Annotated in this window: 24 protein-coding genes, 1 pseudogene and 1 riboswitch; of the genes and pseudogenes, 15 read left to right on the forward strand and 10 right to left on the reverse strand. The window is 72.0% G+C overall.

Features of this window, described 5'->3' with window-relative positions; translation table 11 throughout:
• The first annotated feature begins 145 nt into the window (after positions 1–145).
• On the forward strand, positions 146–1,195 hold the full coding sequence (locus B9S64_RS02065) for an NAD(P)-dependent oxidoreductase (RefSeq protein WP_181012165.1): 1,050 nt from the start codon (positions 146–148) through the stop codon (positions 1,193–1,195).
• 188 nt (positions 1,196–1,383) lie between these two features.
• On the opposite strand, the gene B9S64_RS02070 is transcribed toward B9S64_RS02065, so the two are convergent.
• Both B9S64_RS02070 and B9S64_RS02075 read right to left on the reverse strand, forming a co-directional pair.
• Entirely contained in the window at positions 1,384–2,961 is a 1,578-nt protein-coding gene (locus tag B9S64_RS02070) for an alpha/beta hydrolase (RefSeq protein ID WP_181012164.1), read from the reverse strand.
• 511 nt (positions 2,962–3,472) lie between these two features.
• A complete protein-coding gene (locus tag B9S64_RS02075) occupies positions 3,473–4,093 on the reverse strand; it encodes a TetR/AcrR family transcriptional regulator (RefSeq protein WP_103489472.1) in 621 nt (206 codons plus the stop codon).
• Positions 4,094–4,200: 107 nt separating this feature from the next.
• On the opposite strand from B9S64_RS02075, the gene B9S64_RS02080 reads away from it, so the two are divergent.
• Complete coding sequence (locus B9S64_RS02080; protein WP_103489471.1) at positions 4,201–5,223, forward strand: ABC transporter permease; 1,023 nt, start codon at positions 4,201–4,203, stop codon at positions 5,221–5,223.
• 194 nt (positions 5,224–5,417) lie between these two features.
• Here B9S64_RS02080 and B9S64_RS02085 read toward each other — a convergent pair whose 3' ends face one another.
• A complete protein-coding gene (locus B9S64_RS02085) occupies positions 5,418–5,717 on the reverse strand; it encodes a type II toxin-antitoxin system Phd/YefM family antitoxin (RefSeq protein WP_093678329.1) in 300 nt (99 codons plus the stop codon).
• A gap of 79 nt (positions 5,718–5,796) precedes the next feature.
• On the opposite strand from B9S64_RS02085, the gene B9S64_RS02090 reads away from it, so the two are divergent.
• From B9S64_RS02090 to B9S64_RS02100, 3 genes are all read left to right on the forward strand, one after another.
• Entirely contained in the window at positions 5,797–6,432 is a 636-nt protein-coding gene (locus B9S64_RS02090; RefSeq protein ID WP_103489470.1) for an ATP-dependent Clp protease proteolytic subunit, read from the forward strand.
• A gap of 7 nt (positions 6,433–6,439) precedes the next feature.
• The gene (locus tag B9S64_RS02095; RefSeq protein WP_103489469.1) at positions 6,440–6,748 is read left to right on the forward strand and encodes a hypothetical protein; all 309 of its coding nucleotides are present in this window, start codon (positions 6,440–6,442) and stop codon (positions 6,746–6,748) included.
• Positions 6,749–7,117: 369 nt separating this feature from the next.
• Positions 7,118–7,284, forward strand: a riboswitch (cyclic di-AMP (ydaO/yuaA leader).
• A 3-nt stretch (positions 7,285–7,287) separates the two neighbouring features.
• Complete coding sequence (locus tag B9S64_RS02100) at positions 7,288–7,758, forward strand: C40 family peptidase (protein ID WP_028442585.1); 471 nt, start codon at positions 7,288–7,290, stop codon at positions 7,756–7,758.
• Between the two features lie 48 nt (positions 7,759–7,806).
• On the opposite strand, the pseudogene B9S64_RS34810 reads toward B9S64_RS02100, so the two are convergent.
• The 3 genes and pseudogenes from B9S64_RS34810 to B9S64_RS02115 all read right to left on the reverse strand — a co-directional run.
• Positions 7,807–7,920 (reverse strand): annotated as a pseudogene (locus tag B9S64_RS34810) (LysE family translocator); the annotation flags it as partial.
• Positions 7,921–7,951: 31 nt separating this feature from the next.
• Positions 7,952–8,389: an ATP-binding protein gene (locus B9S64_RS02110; RefSeq protein WP_103505147.1), complete on the reverse strand. Its 438-nt coding sequence runs from the start codon at positions 8,387–8,389 to the stop codon at positions 7,952–7,954.
• Positions 8,390–8,637: 248 nt separating this feature from the next.
• Positions 8,638–9,786, reverse strand: a complete 1,149-nt coding sequence (locus B9S64_RS02115) for an 8-amino-7-oxononanoate synthase (RefSeq protein WP_103505148.1) — start codon at positions 9,784–9,786, stop codon at positions 8,638–8,640.
• Positions 9,787–9,929: 143 nt separating this feature from the next.
• On the opposite strand from B9S64_RS02115, the gene bioB reads away from it, so the two are divergent.
• From bioB to B9S64_RS02150, 7 genes are all read left to right on the forward strand, one after another.
• Positions 9,930–11,144, forward strand: coding sequence for a biotin synthase BioB (gene bioB / locus B9S64_RS02120; RefSeq protein ID WP_103488809.1), 1,215 nt, complete (start codon positions 9,930–9,932; stop codon positions 11,142–11,144).
• Complete coding sequence (locus B9S64_RS02125; RefSeq protein WP_103488810.1) at positions 11,137–12,441, forward strand: adenosylmethionine--8-amino-7-oxononanoate transaminase; 1,305 nt, start codon at positions 11,137–11,139, stop codon at positions 12,439–12,441. The genes bioB and B9S64_RS02125 overlap by 8 nt, the downstream gene beginning before the upstream one ends.
• Before the next feature lies 1 nt (position 12,442).
• On the forward strand, positions 12,443–13,132 hold the full coding sequence (gene bioD / locus B9S64_RS02130; protein ID WP_103488811.1) for a dethiobiotin synthase: 690 nt from the start codon (positions 12,443–12,445) through the stop codon (positions 13,130–13,132).
• 182 nt (positions 13,133–13,314) lie between these two features.
• Positions 13,315–13,734, forward strand: a complete 420-nt coding sequence (locus tag B9S64_RS02135; RefSeq protein ID WP_103488812.1) for a GNAT family N-acetyltransferase — start codon at positions 13,315–13,317, stop codon at positions 13,732–13,734.
• A gap of 432 nt (positions 13,735–14,166) precedes the next feature.
• Complete coding sequence (locus B9S64_RS02140; protein ID WP_103488813.1) at positions 14,167–15,501, forward strand: hemolysin family protein; 1,335 nt, start codon at positions 14,167–14,169, stop codon at positions 15,499–15,501.
• The gene (locus B9S64_RS02145; RefSeq protein WP_103488814.1) at positions 15,498–16,517 is read left to right on the forward strand and encodes a hemolysin family protein; all 1,020 of its coding nucleotides are present in this window, start codon (positions 15,498–15,500) and stop codon (positions 16,515–16,517) included. The genes B9S64_RS02140 and B9S64_RS02145 overlap by 4 nt, the downstream gene beginning before the upstream one ends.
• 68 nt (positions 16,518–16,585) lie before the next feature.
• Positions 16,586–17,422: an SGNH/GDSL hydrolase family protein gene (locus B9S64_RS02150; RefSeq protein WP_103488815.1), complete on the forward strand. Its 837-nt coding sequence runs from the start codon at positions 16,586–16,588 to the stop codon at positions 17,420–17,422.
• Between the two features lie 254 nt (positions 17,423–17,676).
• On the opposite strand, the gene B9S64_RS02155 is transcribed toward B9S64_RS02150, so the two are convergent.
• On the reverse strand, positions 17,677–18,891 hold the full coding sequence (locus B9S64_RS02155) for an amidohydrolase family protein (protein ID WP_103488816.1): 1,215 nt from the start codon (positions 18,889–18,891) through the stop codon (positions 17,677–17,679).
• Between the two features lie 101 nt (positions 18,892–18,992).
• Here B9S64_RS02155 and B9S64_RS02160 point away from each other — a divergent pair, with 101 nt between their 5' ends.
• From B9S64_RS02160 to mug, 3 genes are all read left to right on the forward strand, one after another.
• Positions 18,993–19,460 (forward strand): MarR family winged helix-turn-helix transcriptional regulator, encoded by a 468-nt coding sequence (locus B9S64_RS02160; RefSeq protein ID WP_103488817.1) that lies wholly within the window; start codon positions 18,993–18,995, stop codon positions 19,458–19,460.
• Between the two features lie 184 nt (positions 19,461–19,644).
• Positions 19,645–21,078 (forward strand): adenylosuccinate lyase, encoded by a 1,434-nt coding sequence (gene purB, locus B9S64_RS02165; RefSeq protein WP_103488818.1) that lies wholly within the window; start codon positions 19,645–19,647, stop codon positions 21,076–21,078.
• 19 nt (positions 21,079–21,097) lie between these two features.
• Positions 21,098–21,646 (forward strand): G/U mismatch-specific DNA glycosylase, encoded by a 549-nt coding sequence (gene mug / locus B9S64_RS02170; RefSeq protein ID WP_103488819.1) that lies wholly within the window; start codon positions 21,098–21,100, stop codon positions 21,644–21,646.
• 84 nt (positions 21,647–21,730) lie between these two features.
• Here the strand turns inward: mug and B9S64_RS02175 are convergent, their stop codons facing one another.
• The 3 genes from B9S64_RS02175 to B9S64_RS02185 form a co-directional block, all read right to left on the reverse strand.
• Positions 21,731–22,168, reverse strand: coding sequence for a hypothetical protein (locus tag B9S64_RS02175; protein ID WP_103488820.1), 438 nt, complete (start codon positions 22,166–22,168; stop codon positions 21,731–21,733).
• Between the two features lie 322 nt (positions 22,169–22,490).
• Entirely contained in the window at positions 22,491–23,234 is a 744-nt protein-coding gene (locus B9S64_RS02180; RefSeq protein WP_103488821.1) for an ABC transporter permease, read from the reverse strand.
• A gap of 4 nt (positions 23,235–23,238) precedes the next feature.
• Positions 23,239–24,171, reverse strand: a complete 933-nt coding sequence (locus B9S64_RS02185; protein WP_103488822.1) for an ATP-binding cassette domain-containing protein — start codon at positions 24,169–24,171, stop codon at positions 23,239–23,241.
• Positions 24,172–24,174 lie beyond the last annotated feature (3 nt).

Genomic DNA, 24,174 nt, shown 5'->3' on the forward strand with positions numbered 1-24,174 from the left:
CGGGCCCCGCGCGTACGGCGGACCGGCGCGCGGCGCCGGCCGGGCGACGCCCCGGGAAGTTCCCGCGAGCGGGACGCCGAGAGGGGAATCTGCTGTCGGCAGATCACTCTGGTCCGGGGCGTGCGCCCGCCGTAGCGTCGTCGCCATGAGCAGAGGACATGTGTGCGTGCTGGGTGCCACCGGGCAGATCGGACGGGTGGCGGTGCGGGCCCTGACAAAGGACGGGTGGGACGTGACCGCGGCCTCACGCGGGGGCGGGCGCGACCCCGCGTGGGACGCGGAGGTGCGTTCCGTGGCCCTGGACCGTGACGAGGAGGGTGCCCTCGCCTCCGTGCTCGGCGAGGGCTGTGACGTCCTGGTCGACATGGTCGCGTACGACGGGGCCCACGCCGCGCAGTTGACGGGTCTGGCGGACCGGATCGGTTCGGCGGTCGTGATATCGAGCGGCGCGGTGTACGTGGACGACCGGGGGCGCGGCTTCGACACCCAGGGGGAAGCGGAGGGGGCCGCGTGCTATCCGGTGCCGATCCCGGAGGCGCAGCCCACCGTCGCTCCGGGCGGGGACACCTATGTGACGCGGAAGATCCGCCTGGAGCGCGATCTGCTCGCGGCCGGCGGCGCGCTGCCGGTGACGCTGCTGCGGGCGGGCGCGGTCCACGGGACGTACTGCCGGATGCCGCGTGAGCTGTACTTCGTCAAGCGGGCGCTGGACGGGCGCCGTCGGCGGGTGCTGGCCTACGAGGGGGCGAGCCGGTTCCATCCGGTACACGCGTCCAACGTCGCCGAGCTGATCCGGCTCGCCGCGCTGCGGCCCGCGTCACGGGTGCTCAACGCCGGGGACCCGCAGGCGCCGACCGTCGCCGAGATCGGCGCGGCCGTGGACGCCGTGCTGGGCCGGGAGACCGAGACGGTCCTGGTGGCCGGTCCGCCGCCCGAGGAGCATGTCGGCGCCACCCCGTGGACGAGTGCGCACCCGATCGTCTACGACATGGCGGCGGCCGGGCGGGAGTTGGGCTACCGCCCGGTGACGGGGTACGCCGAGTCGCTGCCCGCGACCGTCGAGTGGATCGTCTCCGAGCTGCGGGGGCGGGAGTGGGCGCGGGCCTTCCCCGCGATGGCACGGGCCTACGGGGACGCCCTCTTCGACTACGCGGCGGAGGACGCCTGGTTCGCGCGGCACGACCGGCGGGGCTGAGGCCGCGCGGGACCGGGCTGCGCGGGACTGGGCTGCGCGGGACCGGGTGGGAGCGGCGGCCGGGTGGGAGCGGCGGCCGGGTGGGAGCGGCGGCCGGGTGGGAGCGGCGGCCGGGTGGGAGCGGCGGCCGGGTGGGAGCGGTGGCCGGCCGGGGCCGGGCCGCCCGCTCCCACGGCGTCACGTGGTGCTCAGGGCTTCGGCGTGGCGTGCGGGTCGCAGGTCACGTCGTGCCGGTCGGTCCGGCCGGTGAGGAGGTAGGTGTCCACCCTCTCGTTGACGCAGGGGTTGACCAGGCCGGTCACACCGTGCGATCCGGCGTTCTTCTCGGTGACGAGGCGGGAGCCCTTGAACCGCTTGTGCAGTTCGACGGCGCCCGCGTAGGGCGTGGCGGCGTCACGCGTGGACTGCACGATCAGCACCGGGGGCAGGCCCTTTCCGGTGCGGACGTCCAGGGGCGTCCGCTGCTTGACGGGCCAGGTGGCGCAGGGAAGGTTCATCCAGGCGTTCGCCCATGTCATGAACGGGTAGTCGCGGTGCAGCCGGGTGTTGTCGCGGTCCCACGTCTTCCAGTTGGTGGGCCACGCGGCGTCCGTGCACTCCACGGCGGTGTAGACGGCGTTGCCGTTCTCCGCGGAGGCGTTGCCCGCGATGTCCGACGGGTCGGGGGCCGCGGCGTCGATCAGCGCCTGGGTGTCGCCGCCCCGGTAGTCGCTCCAGGTCTGGGCGATGGGGGCCCACATGGAGTCGTAGTAGGGCGCGCTCTGGAAGAAGTCGATGAGTTCGGACGGGCCGACGACCCCTCCGAGCGGCTTCTTCTTGGCGGCCGCGCGCAGGGTCAGCCACGCCTTCTCGACCTTCGCGGGCGTGTCACCGATGTGGTAGACGGCGTCGTTCTTGGCGACCCAGGCCTTCCAGTCGTCCCAGCGGGCCTGGAAGGCGATGTCCTGGTTGAGGTTCGCCTGGTACCAGATGTTGTCCTTCGCCGGGTTGACCACGCTGTCGACGACCATGCGCCGCACATGGGACGGGAAAAGCGTGCCATAGACCGCGCCGAGGTAGGTGCCGTAGGAGACGCCCAGGAAGTTGAGCTTCTTCTCGCCGAGCGCGGCGCGGATGACGTCCAGGTCGCGTGCGGTGTTCGGGGTGGTCATGTGCGGCAGCATGTCGCCGCTGCGTTCGGCGCAGCCCTTGGCGTACGCGGCGGCGAGCGTGCGCTGCGCGCGCTTGTCGGCCTCGCTGTCGGGGACCGGGTCGGCCTTGGGTGCCTTGACGAACTTCTGCGGGTCCACGCAGGAGATCGGCGCGGAGTGGCCCACCCCGCGCGGGTCGAAGCCGACGAAGTCGTACGCCTTGGCGGTCTTCGTCCAGAGCGGGCTCTTGTTGACGATCCGCTTGGGGAAAGCCATGCCGGAGCCGCCGGGTCCCCCGGGGTTGTAGACGAGCGCACCCTGGCGCTCCGCCTTGGTGCCGGTGCTGACGTGCCGGTCGACGGCGAGCTTGATCTTCTTGCCGTCCGGCTTGGTGTAGTCGAGCGGTACGGTCACCCACCCGCACTGGATGGGTGCCGCGATCGCCCAGTCGGCCGGGCAGTCGGTCCAGTCGATCCCGGCCCGGGCGGCCCTGTCCGCGGCGATCTGGACCCCGCGCGCCTCCGTCGTGCCGTGGTGGCGGCCGTGGGCGCTGGCGGCGGGTGCGGCTATCGCCCCCGCTATGAGCGTGCCCGCGATCAGGGTGCCGGCCGAACCGAGCACTGCTGTGCGTCGCAAGATGGAACCTCCCCCTGTGACGCGCCGCCCGTGGCGGCGCCGTTGTTCGTGCGTCAGCGGATCCTTTCGTCTGTGGGGTTCCTGAGAACAGCCCGTACGTGTGTTTCTTTACCGAACCAATAACCGGTGCGCCCTGTCCCGCTGAGCGAACTCCCGTCCCGTACAGGGCGGTCGGCCGGGCGACGGATTCCGGAGGGCGTCGCCCAGCAGCCCGCGCGGCCGTCGTACGCCAGGGCGGACACGGCCGCCGGGACGGTGGGACCGCGTCAGCGCGGCGGCGCCCCCGAGCACCACGGGTGGAGCGGCCGGTCCTCGAACGCGGGCCCCACGGCGGGCTGTTGCCCAGGGGCCGACGGCGCCCGGCGGACGGTCAGCCGGATGACACCGGCCGGGCGAAAAGAAGGGGGGTGCCGGTGGGGCCCCGTACCAACCCGGGACCTGGCCCCCGGGGAGCGCCAGGCGTACGGCGGCGGCCCGTTCGGGCCGGGCTCTCAGTCCGTCCGGCCCGCCCTCAACCGGCCGCCAGCGGCTCGATGGACATCAGGCCGCGCAGCCCGTTCTCCAGCGCCTCCGGCTCGACCCCGCCGAACAGGGCCTCCTGCGCGATGAACCCCTGGGCGGTGGCGATCATCGTGCGGGCCACGTCGTCGGCGGCGACATCGGCGCGCAGCACTCCCGCCGCCCGGTAGGCCTTCACCAGCTCCGCCCAGCCGGCCCGCATGCCGGTGTATCCGTCACCGAGCGTCCTGGCCAGCGGTTCGTTGCGCATCGACTCGGCCCACACCTGGACGATCAGCGCGGCACAGGCGCGCCGCTCCAGCCCGTACACCTGCCCGGTGAACACCCCGCGCACCACACGGCCGAGCAGCACGTCGGGGGTGGGCGGTGGGCTGATCCCCGCCGCCTCGGAGAAGGCCCGCCGGATGTATTCGAAGGCCTCGTCGGCGATCGCCGCGATCAGCTCGTCCTTGCCCGCGAAGTAGCGGTAGACGGCTCCGGCGGAGAGCCCGACCTCCTTGAGCACGTCCTGCATCGAGGTGCCGTGGAAGCCGTTGCGGGCGAAGCACCGCGCGGCCCCGCCGAGGATCTGCCGACGGCGGGCATCGAGGTGCTCCTGGGATACGCGTGCCATGGGTCAGATCGTAAAACGAACGTTCCTTCTTGACAAGCTCCGACCTCACGGTCGACAGTGAACCAGTTAAAACGAACGATCCTTCTCTTTGAATCGAGGCACGCCTCATGCCTGCTGCGCCGAACCGCCGTGCGGTGGCGGTCGTCCTGCTCGTCCCCCTGATGGTCACCCTCACCCTCTGGGCCTTCGCCTGGCCCGCCGCCCGGATCGCGCCCCGGGACCTGCCGGTGGGCGTCGCGGGCGCCGGACCGGCGGCCGACCAGGTGCAGAAGGGGTTCGAGGAGCGCGGGGGCGCCTTCGAGGTCCATCGCTACGAGGACGCGGCCGCCGCCCGCACCGCGATCCAGGAACGAGCCGTCTACGGCGCCGTCGTGGTCACCGACGGAGGCCCGGAGCTGCTCACCGCCTCGGCGGCGAGCCCGGTCGTGTCCCAACTGCTGACGGCGGCCGTCGGCGAGACGGCGCCCGCCGGTACCCAGGTACCGGTCACGGACGTCGTGGCGACCCCGGCGGGGGATCCACGGGGCAGCGTCCTCGGCGCGAGCATCCTGCCGCTGGCCCTGGCGGGCGTCGCCGCGGGGGCGGTCGTCACACTGCTCGGACTCCGCGGCGTCCGGGCGGCCCTGACCCTGACCGGTGCGTCGGCACTGGTCGGCATCGTCGCCACGGCCATCGCGCACAGCTGGCTGGGCGCCCTCGCGGGCGGCTGGTGGACCGAGGCGGGCGCCGTGGGCCTCACGGTGCTGGCGATCGGCTCGGCGGTCGCCGGATTCGCCGCCCTGCTGGGGACGCGCGGCATCGGACTCGGGGCCGTGCTGATCGTGCTGCTGGGCAATTCGTTCTCGGGCGTCACCAGCGCGCCGGAACTGCTCCCCGACCCCGTCGGGACGATCGGCCAGTGGCTTCCGCCCGGCGCGGGGGGCTCCCTGCTCCGGTCGGTCTCCTTCTTCGACGGGAACGCGGCGGGCGGCCCCGCGCTGACCCTCGGCGTCTGGGTCGTGCTGGGCCTGACCGCGGTGGTGCTCGCCGGCCGGAAGCGGCCCGGCGGTGACGCCGGGGCCACGTCGCCCGATGCCGTCGCGTCCGCGCCGGTGAACACGGGCACCGGGGCCGCCGCACCCGTGGGCTGAGCGCTCCGGCGCGCACGAGGAGCCGTGCCGCCTCCCGTCCGGGAGGTGGCACGGCTCTCGCGCTCCACGGCGGACCCGTACGTCGGCGCGGACGCGTACCCCGCCACCGGCCGAAAGGCCGGGGCCGGGCAGGGCGCCGCTAGGCAGGGGGCGCCGGGCAGGGCTAGGCGCCGCCGGGCCGGGCGGTGCGGGGGTCAGTCGTCGCGCTCATGGGCACCGCGGTGTTCGGCCGCGATCCCGAAGCGGTGGCGCTGTTCGCCCGGAGCGGACGGCAGGGAGCCCAGCGAGGAGACCGAGCGGATCACCTGCTCCCGCTGCTCCCGCGCCGCCTCTTCCTCCTCGCCCTCCAGTCGCCGCAGGTCGGCGGCGGAGACGAGCGCCACAAGCGGCTTCCCGTGCCGCGTCACGACCACGCGTTCACCGCCGTAGACGACGCGGTTGATCAGTTCGGCGAGCTCTGCCCTGGCTTGCGTCACCGGAATCTCGTAGGCCATGACCCCATTCTAACCTTCTGTACGTCCTGTACATTTTTTACGTACGTCGATCCGCCGAGGCCCGAGGAAAGGCATCGCCATGCTCCGTCCCGCCGCCCGTCACGTCCTGCCCGAGTTCACCGAGCGCACCGCGACCGGCACCCACACACTGGACCCCTACGCGAAGCTGCTCTCGGAGCGGATCGTCTTCCTCGGCTCCCCCGTGGACGACACCTCGGCCGGTGACCTGATCGCCCAGTTCATGTACCTGGAGCACGCAGAGCCGGACCGGCCGATCTCGCTGTACATCAACTCCCCCGGCGGCTCGTTCGACGCGATGACGGCGATCTACGACACCATGGGCTTCCTCAGCTGCGAGGTGGAGACCTTCTGCCTCGGCCAGGCGGGTTCCGAAGCGGCCGTACTCCTCGCGGCCGGTGCGCCGGGGCGGCGACATGCCCTGCCCGGCGCCCGGGTAGTCATCCAGCAGCCCGCCCTGGACGAGCCGGTGCGGGGCCGGCCCTCCGATCTCGAGATCCAGGCACGCGAGTTGACGCGCATGCGGGAGACACTGACGGCCATGCTGGCCCGGCACACGGGACGTTCCACGCGGGAGATCAGCTCCGCCGTCGAGCGGGACACCATCCTCGACGCCCCGGCCGCGCGGGCGTACGGGCTGGTGGACCACGTCCTGGAGAACCGTACGCCGTCCCGGCCGCCGCACACCGCGAGGTGAATCGCCGATGCTCTCCCCCCGACTTCCACCGCTCCCCGCGCTGACCCGCGCGGAAGCCGAGTTCGTCGACTGCTATCTGGAAGTCCTCGACCAGGTCGGCCGGATCAACCCGGCCCGCGGCGGCGACACCTACAGCGCGCTGCGGGCCGCCCAGGCGCTGGCCTCCCGGGCCACCGCGCTGCGCGACGCGCTGGCCCTGATGCATGACCGGGGCGAGAGCCGGCTCCACGCGGGCACGCTGGACCGCACCTTGCGGCTGCTGGACGGGGAGCGGCGCGCCGGCCGGATCGCGCTTCCTCCGGCGGACGGGAGTTGACCGGCGCCCCGGCCGACTCCCGTATCCCGTGGGCCTTTCGGCACGGCTTCACGACACGCCCGACCACCGGTGCGGATTTCCTCGCTCGTTCGGCGTAGGTGGCCCCCCGCACGAGCGACGGCTCAACTTGCGCGGTGCGCGCGGACGCTCAGCGCGATCCGTTGTTCCGTCGCTGGTGCGGGGCTGGTCGGCGCGCGACGCGAAGGGGCCATGAGCGCCCCGGCCACCTGAACGGATCAGTCGTGACCACTCTCACATCACACCCTTTCAGCTCGGAATTCCGATGATCGGTGCGTAAAGATCCGAGGGACGACAAGCCCCCGCCGCCGCGGCGGGGCGGTCCGGGCGGACGCCGAGTCCTGCCGCCGCCCGGACGACTGGTCGACACGAGTGGATCGGCAGGAGTGGAGGACCCGAGCACAGCGGGCCGACCGGATTCCGGTCAGCCCTTGGGGTGAAGCCGCCGTGTGCGGCCGGGCAACTTCGCCAGCCCGAACCCGACAGGTCATCCTTCACAGGCGGCTGACGAAGGGTTGCGCATGCCTGCGCAGGTTCATGTCCCGTCTCTGTTCGCCCGGGTCGGTACGGCCTCGGTCCTCACCGTCGCCGTCGGCACCACCATGCTGGCCCCCGGCATGGTGAACGACGCCGAGGCCGCGACCCACTCGACGAAGGCGCTCAAGATCGCCGCGTCGAAGAAGGGGGCGCCCTACCGATGGGGCGCCACGGGCCCCCGCCAGTTCGACTGCTCCGGCCTCACGCTCTACGCGTTCAAGAAGGCGGGGAGAAAACTCCCCCGCACGGCCCAGCAGCAGTACAACACGACACGTCACCTCACCAGGTCACAGCGGCAACGCGGTGACCTGGTCTTCTTTCATTCCGGTCGCAACGTCTACCACGTCGGCATCTACGCGGGCAGCGGCAAGATCTGGCACGCTCCCAAGACCGGGGCCCTGGTCCGCCTGGAGAAGATCTGGGCGAACGACGTCTGGTACGGGCGGGTCCGCTAGCGCGCCGGCGGATCGGACGGGGCACCCGTCCCGGGGCATCCGTCCGGCTCAGTGCGGCTGGGCCCCGCCCACCAGGGCGAGCCCCGGCGCGGTGAGCGCCACGCCGCTGCCGCCCTCGATGGCGCGGGCGGTACGCGGCGGGCGCGGCCACCGGCCGAGGCGGGGGCCACCCCGGCAGTGGTGGCCGCGTACCTCAGGCGGGGGCGGAGGCGGCGCCGGGCCAGGGCACGGTGATCGCCACGGTCTTGCCACCCTCCGGGACCGGGCGGACCGTGAACCGGCCGCCGCACTCGTCGGCGAGCGCACGGACGATGACCAGGCCCCGGCCGTTGTCTTGCCGGGTCGCCCCTGACAGCCTCCGGGGGTGCCGGGGGTGGCTGTCCGTCACCCCCAGGTAGAGCTCGGCGTCCCGGTCCAGGCGCAGGTCCACCGTGAAGGTGGGTGACTGCCCGGAGGTGTGCTGGACGGCGTTGGTGGTCAGTTCGGAGACGATCAGGCGGATGGCGTCGGCGATGTCGGTGGAGCCGTGCAACCCCCATCCGGCCAGCACGCGTGCCACGTATCCGCGGGCCTCGGCGACCGAGAGCGGGTCGCTGGGCAGGGTGACGGTTGCTTTCTGATGGTCTGCCATGGCGACACCGTCCTCTTCCGCCCCGGCCGACCCACGATCGGCCGGGCCCGTGCTTGTACGTCAGCGTGCCACCGATCCCGGGTGCGGGCAGGACGATCCGCCAAGATGTGCGGTCCTTGTCGCCCGATACGGTGAACCGCGGCCCTAAGCCGGAGAGTGGTGCCCTCCGGCCGGGCGTGCGCCGGCCGGTCCGGGCGGTGCCTCGGCTCCGCGCCCGGTAGTGACACGGCGGGGCCGGGTGGCGCAGGTCAGGAGGCCGTCCTCGGCGCGGTGTCCACCACCGTGGCCACGGCCGCCACGATCTGGCGCTCGGTCAGGTCCGCGCGGGCCGTCAGCCGCAGCCGGGAGATCCCGTCCGGCACCGACGGCGGCCGGAAGCAGCCCACGGCCAGGCCCGCGGCGCGGCAGTCGGCGGCCCAGCGCACCGCCTCGGGCGCGGACGGCGCGCGGACGGAGACGACGGCCGCGTCGGGCCGCACGGCCGTGAGTCCCGCCCCCGTCAGCCGTTCGTACAGTTCGGAGGCGACCTTCCGCGCCCGGCCCGCGCGTTCGGGTTCGTTCCGCAGCAGCCGCAGCGCTCCGAGGGCCGCTCCCGCGGCGGCGGGAGCGAGCCCGGTGTCGAAGATGAAGGTACGGGCGGTGTTGACCAGGTGGTCGATGACGCGGGCGGGGCCGAGGACCGCGCCGCCCTGGCTGCCGAGGGACTTGGAGAGGGTGAGCGTGGCGACGACGTCGTCCGCGCCGGCGAGCCCGGCGGCGGCGAGCGCGCCGCGTCCGCCCTCCCCCAGGACGCCCAGTCCGTGCGCGTCGTCGGCCAGGAGGGCCGCCCCGGACTCCCGGCAGGCCTCGGCGAGCGCGGTGAGGGGCGCGGCGTCACCGTCCACCGAGAAGACCGAGTCGGTGACCACCACGGCGCGTCCCCGGTGGCCGTCGAGCGCCTTCCGTACCGCGTCCGGGTCCGCGTGCGGCACGACGGCGGTGGTGGCGCGGGAGAGACGGCAACCGTCCACGACGGAGGCGTGGTTGACCGCGTCGGAGACGATCAGGGAGTCCGCCCCGGTGAGGGCGGTCAGCGCGGCGAGGTTGGCGGCGTAACCGGAGGAGAAGACCAGCGCGGCCTCGAATCCGCAGAACCGCGCGAGTGCGTCCTCCAGGTCGGCGTGCAGGGTGGTGGAGCCGGTCACCAGCCGCGAACCGGTGGATCCCGCTCCCCAGTGCCGTGCCGCCTCGGCGGCCGCCTCGGTGACCTGTGCGTGACGGCTCAGGCCGAGGTAGTCGTTGCTCGCGAGGTCGAGGAGTTCCGGCGCGGCGGTCCTGGGGCGCAGGCTTCTGACGAGTCCGGCACCGGCGCGGCGGCGGGCCTCGTCGTCGGTCCAGTCGAACGGGGAGACGGGCATGGCTGGGTCCCTTTTGTAGGCAGCGCACAGACCCTAGCCGGGGGCGGAGCAGGTCAGGGTGTGGCAATACACACAGCATCGGCCGCCTCTCCTGTCCGGTTCCTCCTTGGCCGGAGACGGTGCCGTAGGCCAGGATCGGGCCCATGGACCTGCTGAACACGCTGGTGGACAAGGGGCTGCGGCGCGAACTGCCGACCCGTGACGAGGCGCTCGCCGTGCTGGCGACCTCCGACGACGAACTGCTCGACGTGGTGGCCGCGGCCGGAAGGGTGCGCCGCCAGTGGTTCGGGCGGCGCGTGAAACTCAACTACCTGGTGAACCTGAAATCGGGGCTCTGTCCCGAGGACTGCTCGTACTGCTCGCAACGGCTGGGTTCCAAGGCCGAGATCCTCAAGTACACCTGGCTGAAGCCGGACGAGGCGTCGAAGGCCGCCGCCGCCGGGGTGGCCGGTGGCGCGAAGCGGGTGTGCCTGGTGGCCAGCGGCCGGGGGCCCACGGATCGTGACGTGGACCGGGTGTCGAAGACCATCGAGGCGATCAAGGGACAGCACGAGGACGTCGAGGTGTGCGCCTGCCTCGGCCTGCTCTCCGAGGGCCAGGCCGACCGGCTGAGGTCGGCGGGCGCCGACGCGTACAACCACAACCTGAACACCTCCGAGGCGACGTACGGGGACATCACGACCACTCACACGTACGCCGACCGGGTGGACACCGTGCGGCAGGCCCAGGCCGCCGGTCTGTCGGCGTGCTCGGGTCTGATCGCCGGCATGGGCGAGAGCGACGCCGATCTCGTGGACGTGGTGTTCTCGCTGCGTGACCTGGACCCCGACTCGGTTCCGGTGAACTTCCTGATCCCGATGGAGGGAACGCCGCTCGCGAAGGACTGGCACCTGACCCCGCAGCGGTGCCTGCGGATCCTCGCCATGGTCCGCTTCGTCTGCCCGGACGCCGAGGTGCGGCTCGCCGGCGGGCGCGAGGTCCATCTGCGTTCCCTTCAGCCGCTGGCCCTGCACCTGGTCAACTCCATCTTCCTGGGCGACTACCTGACCAGTGAGGGCCAGGCCGGTCAGACGGACCTGGACATGATCGCGGACGCCGGTTTCGAGGTGGAGGGGTCGGACACGACGACGCTGCCCGAGCACCGGGTCCCGTCGCCGGACGGCGGCTGCGGTGGACACGGCGGAGGCTGCGCGCCGTGCGGTGACTCGCCGGGGACGGCCGACGCCACCCCGTCCGAGGCCGCCGCCGTCACCCCGCCGCGCTCCGGTGCGGGGGCCGCCCAGGCCTCGGCGGCGCGTACGGACCTGGTGGCGGTCCGCCGTCGCGGTGCCGGCACGGACGTCGCGCCCAATGCCTGATCCGCTCTCCCCCGCCGAACTCCGCTCCCTGGACCGGGCACACGTCTGGCACCCCTACGGCCCGATGCCGGGCAGGCAGGAGCCGCTGGTCGTGGAGTCCGCCTCCGGCGTACGGCTGCGTCTGGCCGAACCCGCCCACGGCCGAAGGGAGTTGGTGGACGGGATGTCGTCCTGGTGGTCGGCGGTGCACGGGTACAACCACCCGGTTCTCAACGAGGCGGCCCGCGGCCAGCTGGACCGGATGAGCCATGTGATGTTCGGCGGGCTCACCCATGAGCCCGCGGTACGGCTGGCCACCCGCCTGGTGGAGATCACCCCGGAGCCGCTGCGGCACGTCTTCCTCGCCGACTCCGGCTCGGTCGCCGTCGAGGTCGCGGTGAAGATGTGCCTCCAGTACTGGCGTTCGGCCGGAAGACCCGGCAAGCACCGGCTGCTGACCTGGCGCGGCGGCTACCACGGGGACACCTGGCAGCCCATGTCGGTGTGCGACCCCGAGGGCGGCATGCACGAGCTGTGGTCGGAAGCGCTGCCCCGGCAGGTCTTCGCGGACGCCCCGCCGGACGGTTTCGACGCGGAACCGGACGAGGCCTACGCCGCGCACCTGCACACCCTGATCGCGGACCACGCGCACGAGTTGGCGGCGGTGATCGTGGAGCCGGTGGTGCAGGGGGCGGGCGGGATGCGCTTCCACTCGCCGGCGTACCTGCGGGTGCTCCGCGAGGCGTGCGACGCGCACGACGTCCTGCTCGTGTTCGACGAGATCGCCACCGGATTCGGCCGTACGGGAAAGCTGTTCGCGGCCGGGCACGCGGGGGTGTCCCCCGACGTCATGTGTGTCGGCAAGGCGCTGACCGGCGGATATCTGACGATGGCGGCGACACTGTGCACCTCCGCGGTGGCGGAGGGCATCTCCAGCGGGGAGGTGCCGGTGCTCGCGCACGGGCCCACCTTCATGGGCAATCCGCTCGCCTCGGCGGTGGCCTGCGCGTCGGTGGACCTGCTGCTGGGCGGGGGCTGGGAGGCGGAGGTGGCGCGGATCGGCGCCGGACTGGCGCGCGGTCTCGCCGAGGCCTCCGGTCTGCCCGGCGTACGGGACGTCCGGGTGCTGGGCGCGATCGGCGTCGTGCAGCTCGATCACGAGGTGGACATGGCCACCGCCACCCGGGCCGCGGTCCGCGAGGGCGTGTGGCTGCGGCCGTTCCGCGATCTGGTGTACACGATGCCGCCCTATGTGACCGACGACGACGACGTGGCACGGATCTGCCGGGCCGTGTGCGCGGCCGCGGAGAGGGGCTGAGATGACGGTGCTGGTGGTGTCCGGTACGGGCACCGAGATCGGCAAGACCGTCGTGACGGCGGCCGTGGCGGCGGCTTCCCAGGACCGCCGTGTGGCGGTCCTGAAGCCCGCCCAGACGGGGCTCGCCCCAGGGGAGCCGGGTGACGCCGCCGAGGTCGCGCGGCTGGCGGGTGCCCATGTCACGGCGGTGGAGCTGGCCCGCTTCCCGGAGCCGCTGGCCCCGGAGACGGCGGCACGGCGGGCGGGTCTGCCGCCCGTCCGCCCCTACGAGATCGCCGAGGCGGCGCAGAAGCTGGCGACGGAACACGATCTGGTGCTGGTCGAGGGCGCGGGTGGGCTGCTCGTCCGGTACGACGGCGAGGGCTCCACCCTGGCGGACGCCGCCCGGCTGCTGGCCGCGCCGGTCCTGGTCGTGGCGCCCGCGGGCCTGGGTACCCTCAACGCGACCGCGCTGACGGCGGAGGCGCTGCGGACCCGTGGCCTGGAGTGCCCGGGTGTGGTGGTGGGCAGCATGCCCGCCGACGCGGACCTGGCCTCGCGGTGCAACCTCGACGACCTGCCGGTCGCTGCCGGGGCCCCGCTCCTGGGGGTCCTGCCCGCCGGGGCCGGCTCGCTCGGGCCGGCCGACTTCCGGGCCCGTGCGGCGAGTTGGCTGGCACCCGAGCTCGGCGGGTACCGGCGCCCCGGCTGACCGACGGCGGGGGGCGTCGGGGCGGGGGGCGTCGGCGTCGGGCATCGTGGGGCGTACCTCGCGGGCACGGATCGCGTCGGGCGTACGTCGGGGCGCGCGTCGTGGGCTGTGCGTCGTGGGCTGTGCGTCCGCGATGCGGAATCCCCTCGCCCGGAGCACCGGCACCGTGTTCGACTCGGCCGATGAGTGAACTCCACATCAGGCGGGCCGTCCCGGCCGACATCGACGCCGTCCTCCGTTTCTGGACGGTGGCGGCGGAGGGGACCAGCGTCACCGACGACCACGCCGGGGTGGCCCGGCTCCTCGCCAGGGATCCGGAAGCCCTACTGCTGGCGGAGCACGACGGTTCCCTGGCCGGTACCGTGATCGCCGGATACGACGGGTGGCGCTGCTCCCTCTACCGGCTGGCCGTGCACCCCGAGCGGCGCCGGCAGGGCATCGCCACCGCCCTGCTGGAAGCGGCGGGACAGCGGTTCCGCGCGCTGGGCGGCCGGCGCGCCGACGCCATGGTGCTGGAGGCCAACGAGCGGGCGCGGCACGCGTGGAAGGCGGGCGGCTACCACCGTCAGGACCAGTGGCGCCGCTGGGTCAAGCCGCTGTGAACCGCGTCGTGCCGCTCCACCGGCTCGCCGGCGCGTCCACTGTCCCCCTGCCGGGGGCCCCTCGGCGGAGCGGCCGTCAGACATACCAGTGAGCGAGCGGTCGCGGGGACGGGCCCCGTGCCGGGTGAGCCCGTCGGCGAGTGGCGGGCCGTCACCCTCGGCCTCCAGGACGCGTACGGTGGCCGGACCCGCCTGCCGACGTGGCCAGACCCGCCTGCCGGCGCGGCCGGACCCGTCCTGACCGGCCGGGGGCATGCGCGATCTGGGGGGTACCCGCCCTTCCGGTGCCGGGAGCGGCACTAGGATGACTCCCCGCTGTTCGACTCCCGAAAGGTGTGAAGCTCCGCCCATGGGCGACCCTCCCAGTAGCCGGTCCCGCCGACACCGCGCGAACCTCCTGCCCCTGTCCGATCATGGGACGGAGGTGAACCGATGACCGAAGTGCTTCTGCTGCTGGTGGCAGTGCTGCTCTCCGTGGCCTGCGGCGCGTTCGTGGCCGCCGAGTTCTCCCTGACGACCGTCGAGCGGGGCGGACTCGAACGGGCCGCCGAACGGGGCGAGCGGGGCGCGGCGGGCGCCCTCAAGGCCGTACGCAGCCTCACCTTCCAGCTCTCCGGCGCCCAGCTCGGAATCACCGTCACCAATCTGGTGGTCGGCATGCTCTCCGAGCCGTCCGTCGCCAAGCTGATCCGCGGGCCGGTGGAGGCCACGGGGCTCTCGCCCGGTGTGTCCTCCTCGCTCGCCCTGGTCATCGGCACCGCGCTGTCCACCGTCGTCCTGATGGTGGTCGGCGAGCTGGTACCGAAGAACTGGGCGATCTCCTCCCCGCTGGCGGTCGCCAAGGCCGTGGCCACCCCGCAGCGGGTGTTCACGGCCGTCTTCCGGCCGTTCATCGCCCATCTCAACAACACGGCCAACCACATCGTGCGCCGCTTCGGCCTGGAACCGGCCGAGGAGCTGGCCTCGGCGCGCGGCCCCCAGGAACTGGTGGCCCTGGCCCGGCACTCCGCGAAGGAGGGGGCACTGGAGGCCGACACCGCGGAGCTGTTCGTGCGGACCCTGAACCTCTCCGAGCTGACCGCCGAGAACGTGATGACCCCCCGTGTCCAGGTGACGGCCCTGGACGCGCAGGCCACCGCGGAGGACGTCGCCAACGCCACCCGGGCGACCGGTCTCTCCCGGTTCCCCGTGTACCGGGGCAGCCTGGACACGGTCGTCGGTGTGGCCCACATCAAGGACGTCCTGGCCGTCCCGGCCGACCAGCGGTCGCGGAAGCGGGTGTCCGAGATGCTGCGCGAACCGCTGCTCGTACCGGAGACGCTCGCCGTGGACCAGCTGCTGGACCGGCTGTCGGGCAAGCTGGCCATGGCCGTGGTCATCGACGAGTACGGCGGGACGGCGGGTGTGGTGACGCTGGAGGACATCGTCGAGGAGGTCGTCGGCGAGGTGCGGGACGAGCACGATCCGCACGAGACGCCGGACCTGGCGCGGGCCGGTGAGGACGCCGACGGCCGCACCCTGTGGTCGGCGGACGGCGCCGCCCGCACCGACCAGCTCAGGTCTGTGGGGCTGCGCGTGCCGGACGGCCCCTACGAGACGCTGGCCGGACTCGTCGCCACCGAGGTCGGCCGTATCCCGGTGGTCGGCGACACGGTCGAGCTGGGCGGCTGGCGGATCGACGTGGTGGACGCCTCCGGGCACCGCGCGGCACGGGCCCTGCTGCACGCGCCGCTGCCCGGGTCCGAGCCCCAGGAGGAGACCCGATGATCGCGCTCCAGCTCTTCGTCGGTCTGCTGACCCTGGTCGTGAACGCCTTCTTCGTCGGCGCGGAGTTCGCGCTCATCTCCGTACGCCGCAGTCAGATCGAACCGGAGGCGGAGGCGGGGAACAAGCGGGCGCGCAGTGTGATCTGGGGGCTCGAACACGTGTCGGCCCTCCTGGCGGCCGCGCAACTGGGCATCACCCTCTGCACCCTGGTCCTGGGCATCGTGGCCGAGCCCGCCATCGCACATCTGCTGGAGCCGGTGTTCGACGCGGTGGGCATGCCGCACGGACTGGTCCACCCGATCTCGTTCGTGATCGCCCTGACGCTGGCGACGTATCTGCACATGCTGCTCGGCGAGATGGTCCCGAAGAACATCGCCCTGGCCGAACCCGCGCGTACCGCATTGCTGCTCGGCCCCCCTCTGGTGGCCCTGGCCAGGGCGCTGCGCCCGGTGATCTTCGCCGTCAACGCCTTCGCCAACGCCCTGCTCGCGCTGTTGCGGGTGGAGACCAGGAGCGAGGTGTCCGCGACCTTCTCCGACGACGAGCTGGCCATGCTCGTGAAGGACGCCGGGGACGCCGGACTCGTCGACGACCGCTCCGCCGAGCGGCTGCGGCACGCCCTGGAACTGGGCCGGAGGCCGGTACGGGACGTACTGCTGCCCATCGGCAAGGTGCTGTACACCCGGGTGGGCACGACCCCCGAAGAGCTCGAACGACTTTCCTGGGAGTCCGGGTTCTCGCGCTTCCCGGTCATGGACGGGAACCAGCGGATCCTCGGGTACCTCCATGTGAAGGACGCTCTGGACGCCACTCCCCGGGACGTCCCGTTCCCGGTCTCGGCGCTTCGCCCGATCGCCCGGGTACGGGCCTCCACCCCGCTCGACGACGCGCTGACGGCGATGCGCCGCAGCCGTACGCACCTGGCGGTCGTCGTGGACGACGACGACCTGCCGGCGGGTCTGGTCACGATGGAGGACGTGCTGCGCGAGCTGGTGGGCCGCCACCAGGCCCGGTGACGGGGGACGGGAGCCGGGGGCCACGGCAGCGGGTCCCCGGCGGGCGTCGCGGTACCATCGCAACCGCCATGGAATTGAATGCCTCTTACACCAGTCTTGTCGCGGTCGGTGACTCCTTCACCGAGGGCATGTCGGACCTGCTGCCCGACGGTTCGTACCGCGGCTGGGCAGATGTCCTCGCCACCCGGCTCGCGGCCCGCACGCCCGGCTTCCGGTACGCCAATCTCGCCGTACGCGGCAAGCTGATCGGCCAGATCGTCGACGAGCAGGTCGCCGTCGCCGCCGCGATGGAACCGGATGTCATCACCCTCGTCGGCGGCCTCAACGACACGCTGCGCCCCACCTGCGACATGGGCATGGTGCGCGGCCGTCTGGAAGAGGCGGTCGAACGCCTGGCCCCGGCGTGCCGGACGCTCGTCCTGATGCGCAGCCCCGGCCGCCAAGGGCCGGTGCTGGAGCGCTTCCGGCCTCGCATGGAGGAGCTGTTCGCCCTGGTGGACGAGCTGGCCGCGCGGCACGGGGCGGTGGTGGCCGATCTGTACACCGCGCCGTCGCTCGGTGACCCGCGGATGTGGGACGTGGACCGGCTCCATCTGACGGCCGAGGGACATCGCAGGGTCGCCGAGGCGGTCTGGCAGACGCTCGGTCTTCCGGCGGAGAGCGACTGGCGGACGCCGATGCCCGTGACACCGCCGGTGCGCTGGGCGGCACGGCGGGTGGCGGACGCGCGGTTCGCCCGGCGGCACCTGATGCCGTGGATCGGGCGGCGTCTGACCGGCAGGTCGTCCGGGGACGGACGGGCGGGTTCCCAGTTCGACCCGTCACTGGGGAAGGCCTTCTGGATCAGCCCGGAGGACGCCGACACCCCCGGCCCCGTGACCGGCTGGCGCCGCCTCGACGGCTGACCGCGCCGCCTCTCGGAGAGGACGACGGACCGGTCGGACGCACAGGGCTCGGACCAGGGTCGGGGCCGGTCACCGGTTCGTCCCTCCCTTGTCTGTTCCGTTCCTCCCTTGGGACTCTTGACGCCCTTGCCGCCCTTGGCGCCCTGGTGCTGTGATCCGCGACGGTCTCAGGCCGGCGTCCACAGGAAGTCGACTTCCGCTCGCCCGTCACTGCCGCTCGAAGAACTCCACCCGTGACACCGTTCGGTCCGGGATCACTGCGCCAGGCGGGTGCCGCGACGCCAGACGGCGCGGGTGTTGAGGGTGTCGCTGATGTCGGTGGTCGGGTCGCCGTCGACCAGCAGAAGGTCGGCACGGAGTCCCTCGGCGACTCGGCCCCGGTCGCCGAGGCGGAAGCGGCGAGCCGTGGTCGCCGTGGCCGCGCGCAAGGCGCGTGAGGGCGTGAGGCCGGCGGCCACGAGGTACCGCAGTTCGTGGTGCAGGCTCGCCCCGTGCGCCAGGCCCCCGAAGAACGTCTCGGGCATGGAGACGTCGGTGCCGGCCAGCAGGTCGACCCCGGCGGCGTCCAGTGCGCGCACGGTGTCGTACACGTCGTCGAGCCTGCCCTGCGGGTAGCGGTTGTAGCTGGAGCGCAGGGTCCGGTCCCAGGCGCTGTCCAGGCGGGCGGCGACCCGGGGGTCGTCGGCGAGTTCGCTGCCGGTGATCCCCATCATCGAGGCGTTGAGGCTGATACAGGGCACCACGAACATGCCCGCCTCCTTGACGAGGCCGATGATCTCGGCGGTGTGCGGCTGGTCCATGAACACGTGCGCGAGGCCGTCGACACCGGCTTCGGCGGCCATCCTGGTGGCCTCCACGGTCAGCGTGTGGGCCACGGTGAGGGCCCCGTACTTCTTGGCTTCCGCCACACCCGCGTTCACGGTGGCCTGGTCGAGCGACGGCAGCCCGGGGTGCCCCTCGACGCTGCCGTCGTCGATCATGAACTTGATGAAGTCGGATCCCCGGGCCAGAAGTTGAGGGACGAAGGCGGCCGCCTCCTCCGGGGTGGTGGAGAACGGCATCAGGGGCATCACCGGGGGCAGATCCCACTTCGGCCTGAATCCCTCGGGCATCAGCTCGCTCGGGTGACCACCGGGCGGTGTGATGCCGAAACCGGCGGAACGCACGTCGGCCACGGTGTCGTCGTCGGTGATGTGTCCCCGGTTCTCCCGGGTGTTCATCCCCTGCATCTCCAGTTCGGTGGTCACCCCGAACCGCAGGGCGAGCGCCAGGGAACCGGGAGCGGAGTGCACGTGCGCGTCCATGAGCCCCGGCAGCAGCGTCGCGCCCCTGCCGTCGACGATCTCGCTGCCCTGGGGAGCGTCGCCACCGACACGAACGATCCGCCCGCCGTCGATGACCACGGTCCTCACGCCGACCGACTTCTCCCCGTCGAAGACCTGGGCGTCGGTGATAGCGGTGAGTGACATAGCGGTCCCTCGTGTTCCTTGCTCGCTGACATTTACATACCCGATGCTATGCACTTAGTCGAGGGTATGCAAATGTCGGTGCGACGCCTAGAATCGGTCACATGAGCAGCGCTCCTTCCTCCGACCAGCCGTCCGACGATCCGGCACTGGACCAGATCGGCCCGGCGCTGTCACGCCTGCGACGACGCACACCCGCTTCGGGCAAGGACCTCTCCCGCAACCTCGTACTCAACGTGATCGCCGACGCGCCGGGTGAGACGACCGTCGGTGGTCTCGCCGCCGAGATGGGCGTCACCCAGCCGGTGGCCAGCCGGACCGTCGCCGCCTGCATGGACGACGGGCTGCTACGCCGGGCCGCGTCCCAGTCCGACGGGCGCCGCACCGTGCTCGAACTCACCGAGCACGGCCGGGCCGAACGCGACCGCTTCGCCGCCGAGCAGCGAAAAGCGTTCCAGGAGATCACCGCGGCCTGGTCGCCGGAGGAACGGGTCCAGTTCGCACGCCTCCTGGTCCGGTACGGCACCGACGCCACCACATGGTCCAGGAATCAGGCCACGAGCCGCGAGTGAGCGGCGGCTCGCGACGGACCTCCCTACCGCTGTGGTCACGCCGGCCGGCATCACCCCCTCGCGCCTGCCCCGCAGAACTGGTTCGGGAAGAGTCGCAGATGCTCTCTGACCTGGAGGTTCCTACAGCATGGAGACGGTTCGGAGCCTGTGTGGTCGCCCGGTAAACTCCGGACACGTGACTGCTGTGTCTGCGAAGCCTCGCATCCCCAATGTCCTGGCCGGCCGCTATGCCTCCACGGAGCTGGCCGTCCTCTGGTCCCCCGAGCAGAAGGTGAAGCTGGAACGCCGGCTGTGGCTGGCGGTGCTGCGAGCGCAGAAGGACCTCGGCATCGAGGTGCCCGACGCCGCGCTGGCCGACTACGAACGGGTGGTCGACCAGGTCGACCTGGCCTCGATCGCCGAGCGCGAGAAGGTCACGCGGCACGACGTGAAGGCCCGGATCGAGGAGTTCAACGCCCTCGCCGGCCACGAGCAGGTGCACAAGGGCATGACCTCCCGGGACCTGACCGAGAACGTCGAGCAGCTGCAGATCCGGCTCTCACTGGAGCTGATGCGCGACCGTACGGTGTCGGTCCTGGCACGCCTCGGCAGGCTGGCCGCCGAGTACCGTGAGCTGGTCGTCGCGGGCCGCTCGCACAATGTGGCCGCGCAGGCCACGACGCTGGGCAAGCGCTTCGCGACCGCCGCGGACGAGCTGCTGGTGGCCTACGGGCGACTGGAAGACCTGCTGGACCGGTATCCGCTGCGCGGCATCAAGGGCCCCGTGGGTACGGCACAGGACATGCTGGACCTGCTCGGCGGCGACGCCGACAAGCTCGCGGACCTGGAGCAGCGCATCGCCGGGCACCTCGGCTTCGCGCACTCCTTCACCTCCGTCGGCCAGGTCTACCCCCGCTCCCTCGACTACGACGTGGTGACGGCGCTGGTGCAGCTGGCCGCCGCGCCCTCGTCGGTCGCCAAGACGATCCGGCTGATGGCCGGGCACGAGCTGGTGACCGAGGGCTTCAAGCCGGGCCAGGTCGGGTCGTCGGCGATGCCGCACAAGATGAACACCCGCTCCTGCGAGCGTGTGAACGGCCTGATGGTGATCCTGCGCGGCTACGCGTCGATGACTGGCGAGCTGGCGGGCGATCAGTGGAACGAGGGCGACGTGTCCTGTTCCGTGGTCCGCCGGGTGGCTCTTCCGGACGCCTTCTTCGCGTTCGACGGGCTGTTGGAGACCTTCCTCACCGTGCTCGACGAGTTCGGTGCGTTCCCCGCGGTCGTGGCGCGCGAGCTGGACCGCTACCTGCCGTTCCTCGCGACGACCAAGGTCCTGATGGCGGCGGTGCGGGCCGGGGTCGGCCGCGAGGTCGCCCACGAGGCCATCAAGGAGCACGCGGTGGCCTCGGCGCTGGCGATGCGGGAGCAGGGCGCCGAACGCAACGAACTGCTGGACAAGCTGGCGGCGGATGCCCGTATCCCGCTCGACCGACCGCAGTTGGACGCCCTGATGGCGGACAAGCTCTCCTTCACCGGTGCCGCGGGTGACCAGGTCACCGCGCTGGTGTCGCGGATCGAGAAGATCACGGAGCAGTACCCGGAAGCGGCCGGCTACACGCCGGGGTCGATCCTCTGACGGCCCCTTCCGCTGTCCGATGACTCCCGAGGAGCTCCAGGCCGCCCGTGACCGCGTCGTGCCCGACGTCGCCACGGGCGGCCTGCGCGTGCTGTTCTGCGGCATCAACCCGAGCCTGACGACCGGCGCCACAGGCCACCATTTCGCCCATCCCGGCAACCGGTTCTGGCCGGTGCTGCATCTGTCGGGTTTCACGCCGAGGCGGCTTCGGACGGCGGAGCAGGACGAATTGCTGGGATACGGACTGGGCATCACCAATGTGGTGGCCAGGGCCACAGCCAGGGCGGACGAGCTGAGCGCGGAGGAATACCGCGAGGGCGGGCGGACGCTCGCGGCGAAGGTGGCGGAGCTGGGGCCCCTCTGGCTCGCCGTCGTCGGTGTCACCGCCTACCGCACCGCCTTCGGAGAACGCCGCGCCCGCATCGGCCCCCAGGAGCGCTCCATCGGTGGAGCCCGCGTCTGGGCACTGCCCAACCCGAGTGGTCTCAACGCCCACTGGACGGTGGCGACGATGGCGGACGAGTACGCCCGGCTGCGAGCGGCAGTCGACCAGGAGCTGTCCGGCTGAGGCCCCCGGCCCCGTCACCGAATCGGGTGCCGCGCCGGCCGGAGGTGGAACCCCGGTGGCGTGCGTTCGCGACCGTAGCTGTGGTCAGGGTGGGGCGACCACCGTCACCAGCACGCTCGTGTCGGGCCCGAGGTCTTCACCCTCGGGGTGGAGCGCCACGGCGATCCACCGGTCCTCGATCCGCCACATCGCGAGGTAGGCGCCGCGAGCGACCGCGTCGGCCCATGGTTCCGGTATCTCCTCCCCCGCGAGCATCCGCTCCCGCGCACTCCACAGACTGACGGCCTGGGGTTCGCCCCAGCGCAGTGTGAGCAGGGCGATCAGCGCATCGTGTTCCGCCCGGCACTGCGCCAGCCGTTCCACTCGCTCTGCCTCGTCGCCGTCGCACAGCGCCTCCTCCCCGTGCAGGTACGCGCTGTGGTACCCGGGGCCGCTGGCCCCCGAGCCCGACACGGTGCGCTCCGAGGGAAACTCCCTGGCGCGCATCCCGTCGATGAGGCGGAGGTGATGTGCCGTGGTCATACCGTCAGTAAACCCTCTCCCACTGACACATGGGCCTCGCCGGGGTCAGGAGAAACCTCCAGGGATCGCCGGCACGGTACGGTCCTGGGCCGCTTGCTCTGTGCCGTCCGGAGCCTAGTCCCTTGAGCGCCTCCCCCGGAGGCCAAGCTCTTTCTTCAACGACTCCCTGGAGTCAGGGCAGATGCCGACACCGGCCTGACCAGGTGGCCCGATGTGAGTGTCGGAAGAGGAGTGAGATCGGAGGAGGAGTGAAAGCCGACCGGCCGGCCAGGACATCAGCCACAACGGTGGATCCAGCGACGGTCATCCGTACGGTCGGCCTTCAGGCATCCCTGGTGCGGACCGCCCACCAGCCGGCCAGCAGGGCGAGCCCCGCCCACGCCCCGGTCACCGCGAGGCCCGTCCACGGCCCGAGACTCCCTTCCGTCGTCTGGTGAAGGATCAGCTGTCCGGCGCGGTCCGGCAGGTACTGAGCCGCCCCTCCCGCGACGTCTCCGACCACGAAGGACACGATCAGCACGAACGGTACGAGAAGCGACAGCACGGCAACCGCGCTCCGCAGCAGCGCTGTCAGTCCTGCCGCCGACAACGTCATCAGGGCGAGGTAGATACCGCCCCCGATCACCGCGCGGAGCGCCCCGCTCTCCCCCAGGCCGACGGCGTACTCACCCATGAACGCCTGCCCGACCACGAAGGTGACGAGGCTGGTGATCAACCCCGCCCCCACGGCGAGACAGCCGATCACCGACATCTTCGCGGCGTAGAAGAGGTCACGGTTCGGGACGGCGGAGAGCGATGTCCGCAACGCGCCGTTCAGGAACTCGGACGACATGGCCGTGGCACCGAAGCTGATCGCTGCGATCTGCCCGAAGTTCAGGGCATAGAAGGCGAAGAAGAGAAGGTCACCGTCCGGTTTGTCCGCCTCGGCCTGCCCCACGGTCGGGAACACCAGCAAAGTGACGAGCAGGGTGGCGGCGAACACCGCTATGAGCGAACCGGAGACCGACCGCACCGATCTGACCTTGATCCACTCCGAGCGCAGGACGGCAGTTGCCGGCATGTTCATCTGGTCAGCCCTTCTCGGGTGTCGTGAAAGCATGAGCGGCGAACTGGGTCTCGTCCGCGGTGAGGGCGAGATAGGCCTGTTCCAGAGTCGCCTTCAGGTCCACGAGTTCGAGCAGGGGGATCCCTTCGGAGGCCGCCAGGGGGCCGACTTCTGCGGCTCCCACTCCCGCGACCGTCCACGACCCGTCAGCACCCTGCACCGGTGCGTGTCCCCGGCGGGACAACGCTTCCCGCAGTCGGGCGGGTTCGGTGGTACGGAGGCGGACACCGGGGCCGCTTCGTGCGTCGAGGAAATCCTCCATCGGCAGATCGACGAGAAGCCTTCCCTTTCCGAGGACGACGAGATGGTCGGCGAAGGAAGCGGTCTCGCTCATCAGATGGCTGGAGACCAGAACGGCGCGGCCCTCCCTGGCCAGGCTCCGCATCAGCTCGCGGATCCAGACGATGCCTTCGGGATCCAGCCCGTTGGACGGTTCGTCCAGCATCACAACCCCCGGATCACCGAGCAGGGCGGCGGCGATGCCGAGCCGCTGGCGCATGCCGAGGGAGAAGGTCTTGATCCGCCGGCCGCCGACCGTTCCCAAGCCCGATTCTTCGAGCATTTCCTCCACTCTGCGCCGGCCTATGCCGTTACTCGCGGCCAGCGCCGCCAGGTGGTTGCGCGCGGTCCTCGAACCGTGCGCCGCCTGTGCGTCGAGCAGTGCACCGACGCTGTGCAAGGGCTTACTGAGGCGGGTGTAGGCCCGTCCTCCGATCGTGGCCGTGCCGGAGGTGGGCCTGTCCAGCCCGAGAACGAGACGCATGGTGGTCGACTTTCCGGCTCCGTTGGGGCCGAGAAAGCCCGTCACGCGGCCGGGGCGCACACGGAAGTCGATGTGGTCCACGGCGCGGGTCGCCCCGTAGTCCTTGGTGAGTTCGTGGACTTCGATGCTGTTCATGAG

The organism is Streptomyces sp. SM18 (assembly GCF_002910775.2).
In the GTDB taxonomy this organism is placed as follows: Bacteria; Actinomycetota; Actinomycetes; order Streptomycetales; family Streptomycetaceae; genus Streptomyces; species Streptomyces halstedii.

Coding starts and splice junctions, on each gene's coding strand:
- B9S64_RS02160 (WP_103488817.1), top strand. CDS start 18,993: ATGAGCAGCGCTCCTTCCTCCGACCAGCCGTCCGACGATCCGGCACTG.
- B9S64_RS02085 (WP_093678329.1), bottom strand. CDS start 5,717: ATGGCCTACGAGATTCCGGTGACGCAAGCCAGGGCAGAGCTCGCCGAA.
- bioD (WP_103488811.1), top strand. CDS start 12,443: ATGACGGTGCTGGTGGTGTCCGGTACGGGCACCGAGATCGGCAAGACC.
- B9S64_RS02185 (WP_103488822.1), bottom strand. CDS start 24,171: ATGAACAGCATCGAAGTCCACGAACTCACCAAGGACTACGGGGCGACC.
- bioB (WP_103488809.1), top strand. CDS start 9,930: ATGGACCTGCTGAACACGCTGGTGGACAAGGGGCTGCGGCGCGAACTG.
- B9S64_RS02115 (WP_103505148.1), bottom strand. CDS start 9,786: ATGCCCGTCTCCCCGTTCGACTGGACCGACGACGAGGCCCGCCGCCGC.
- B9S64_RS02135 (WP_103488812.1), top strand. CDS start 13,315: ATGAGTGAACTCCACATCAGGCGGGCCGTCCCGGCCGACATCGACGCC.
- mug (WP_103488819.1), top strand. CDS start 21,098: ATGACTCCCGAGGAGCTCCAGGCCGCCCGTGACCGCGTCGTGCCCGAC.
- B9S64_RS02110 (WP_103505147.1), bottom strand. CDS start 8,389: ATGGCAGACCATCAGAAAGCAACCGTCACCCTGCCCAGCGACCCGCTC.
- B9S64_RS02125 (WP_103488810.1), top strand. CDS start 11,137: ATGCCTGATCCGCTCTCCCCCGCCGAACTCCGCTCCCTGGACCGGGCA.
- B9S64_RS02155 (WP_103488816.1), bottom strand. CDS start 18,891: ATGTCACTCACCGCTATCACCGACGCCCAGGTCTTCGACGGGGAGAAG.
- B9S64_RS02080 (WP_103489471.1), top strand. CDS start 4,201: ATGCCTGCTGCGCCGAACCGCCGTGCGGTGGCGGTCGTCCTGCTCGTC.
- B9S64_RS02075 (WP_103489472.1), bottom strand. CDS start 4,093: ATGGCACGCGTATCCCAGGAGCACCTCGATGCCCGCCGTCGGCAGATC.
- B9S64_RS02095 (WP_103489469.1), top strand. CDS start 6,440: ATGCTCTCCCCCCGACTTCCACCGCTCCCCGCGCTGACCCGCGCGGAA.
- B9S64_RS02140 (WP_103488813.1), top strand. CDS start 14,167: ATGACCGAAGTGCTTCTGCTGCTGGTGGCAGTGCTGCTCTCCGTGGCC.
- B9S64_RS02150 (WP_103488815.1), top strand. CDS start 16,586: ATGGAATTGAATGCCTCTTACACCAGTCTTGTCGCGGTCGGTGACTCC.
- B9S64_RS02145 (WP_103488814.1), top strand. CDS start 15,498: ATGATCGCGCTCCAGCTCTTCGTCGGTCTGCTGACCCTGGTCGTGAAC.
- B9S64_RS02180 (WP_103488821.1), bottom strand. CDS start 23,234: ATGAACATGCCGGCAACTGCCGTCCTGCGCTCGGAGTGGATCAAGGTC.
- B9S64_RS02175 (WP_103488820.1), bottom strand. CDS start 22,168: ATGACCACGGCACATCACCTCCGCCTCATCGACGGGATGCGCGCCAGG.
- B9S64_RS02065 (WP_181012165.1), top strand. CDS start 146: ATGAGCAGAGGACATGTGTGCGTGCTGGGTGCCACCGGGCAGATCGGA.
- B9S64_RS02100 (WP_028442585.1), top strand. CDS start 7,288: ATGCCTGCGCAGGTTCATGTCCCGTCTCTGTTCGCCCGGGTCGGTACG.
- B9S64_RS02090 (WP_103489470.1), top strand. CDS start 5,797: ATGCTCCGTCCCGCCGCCCGTCACGTCCTGCCCGAGTTCACCGAGCGC.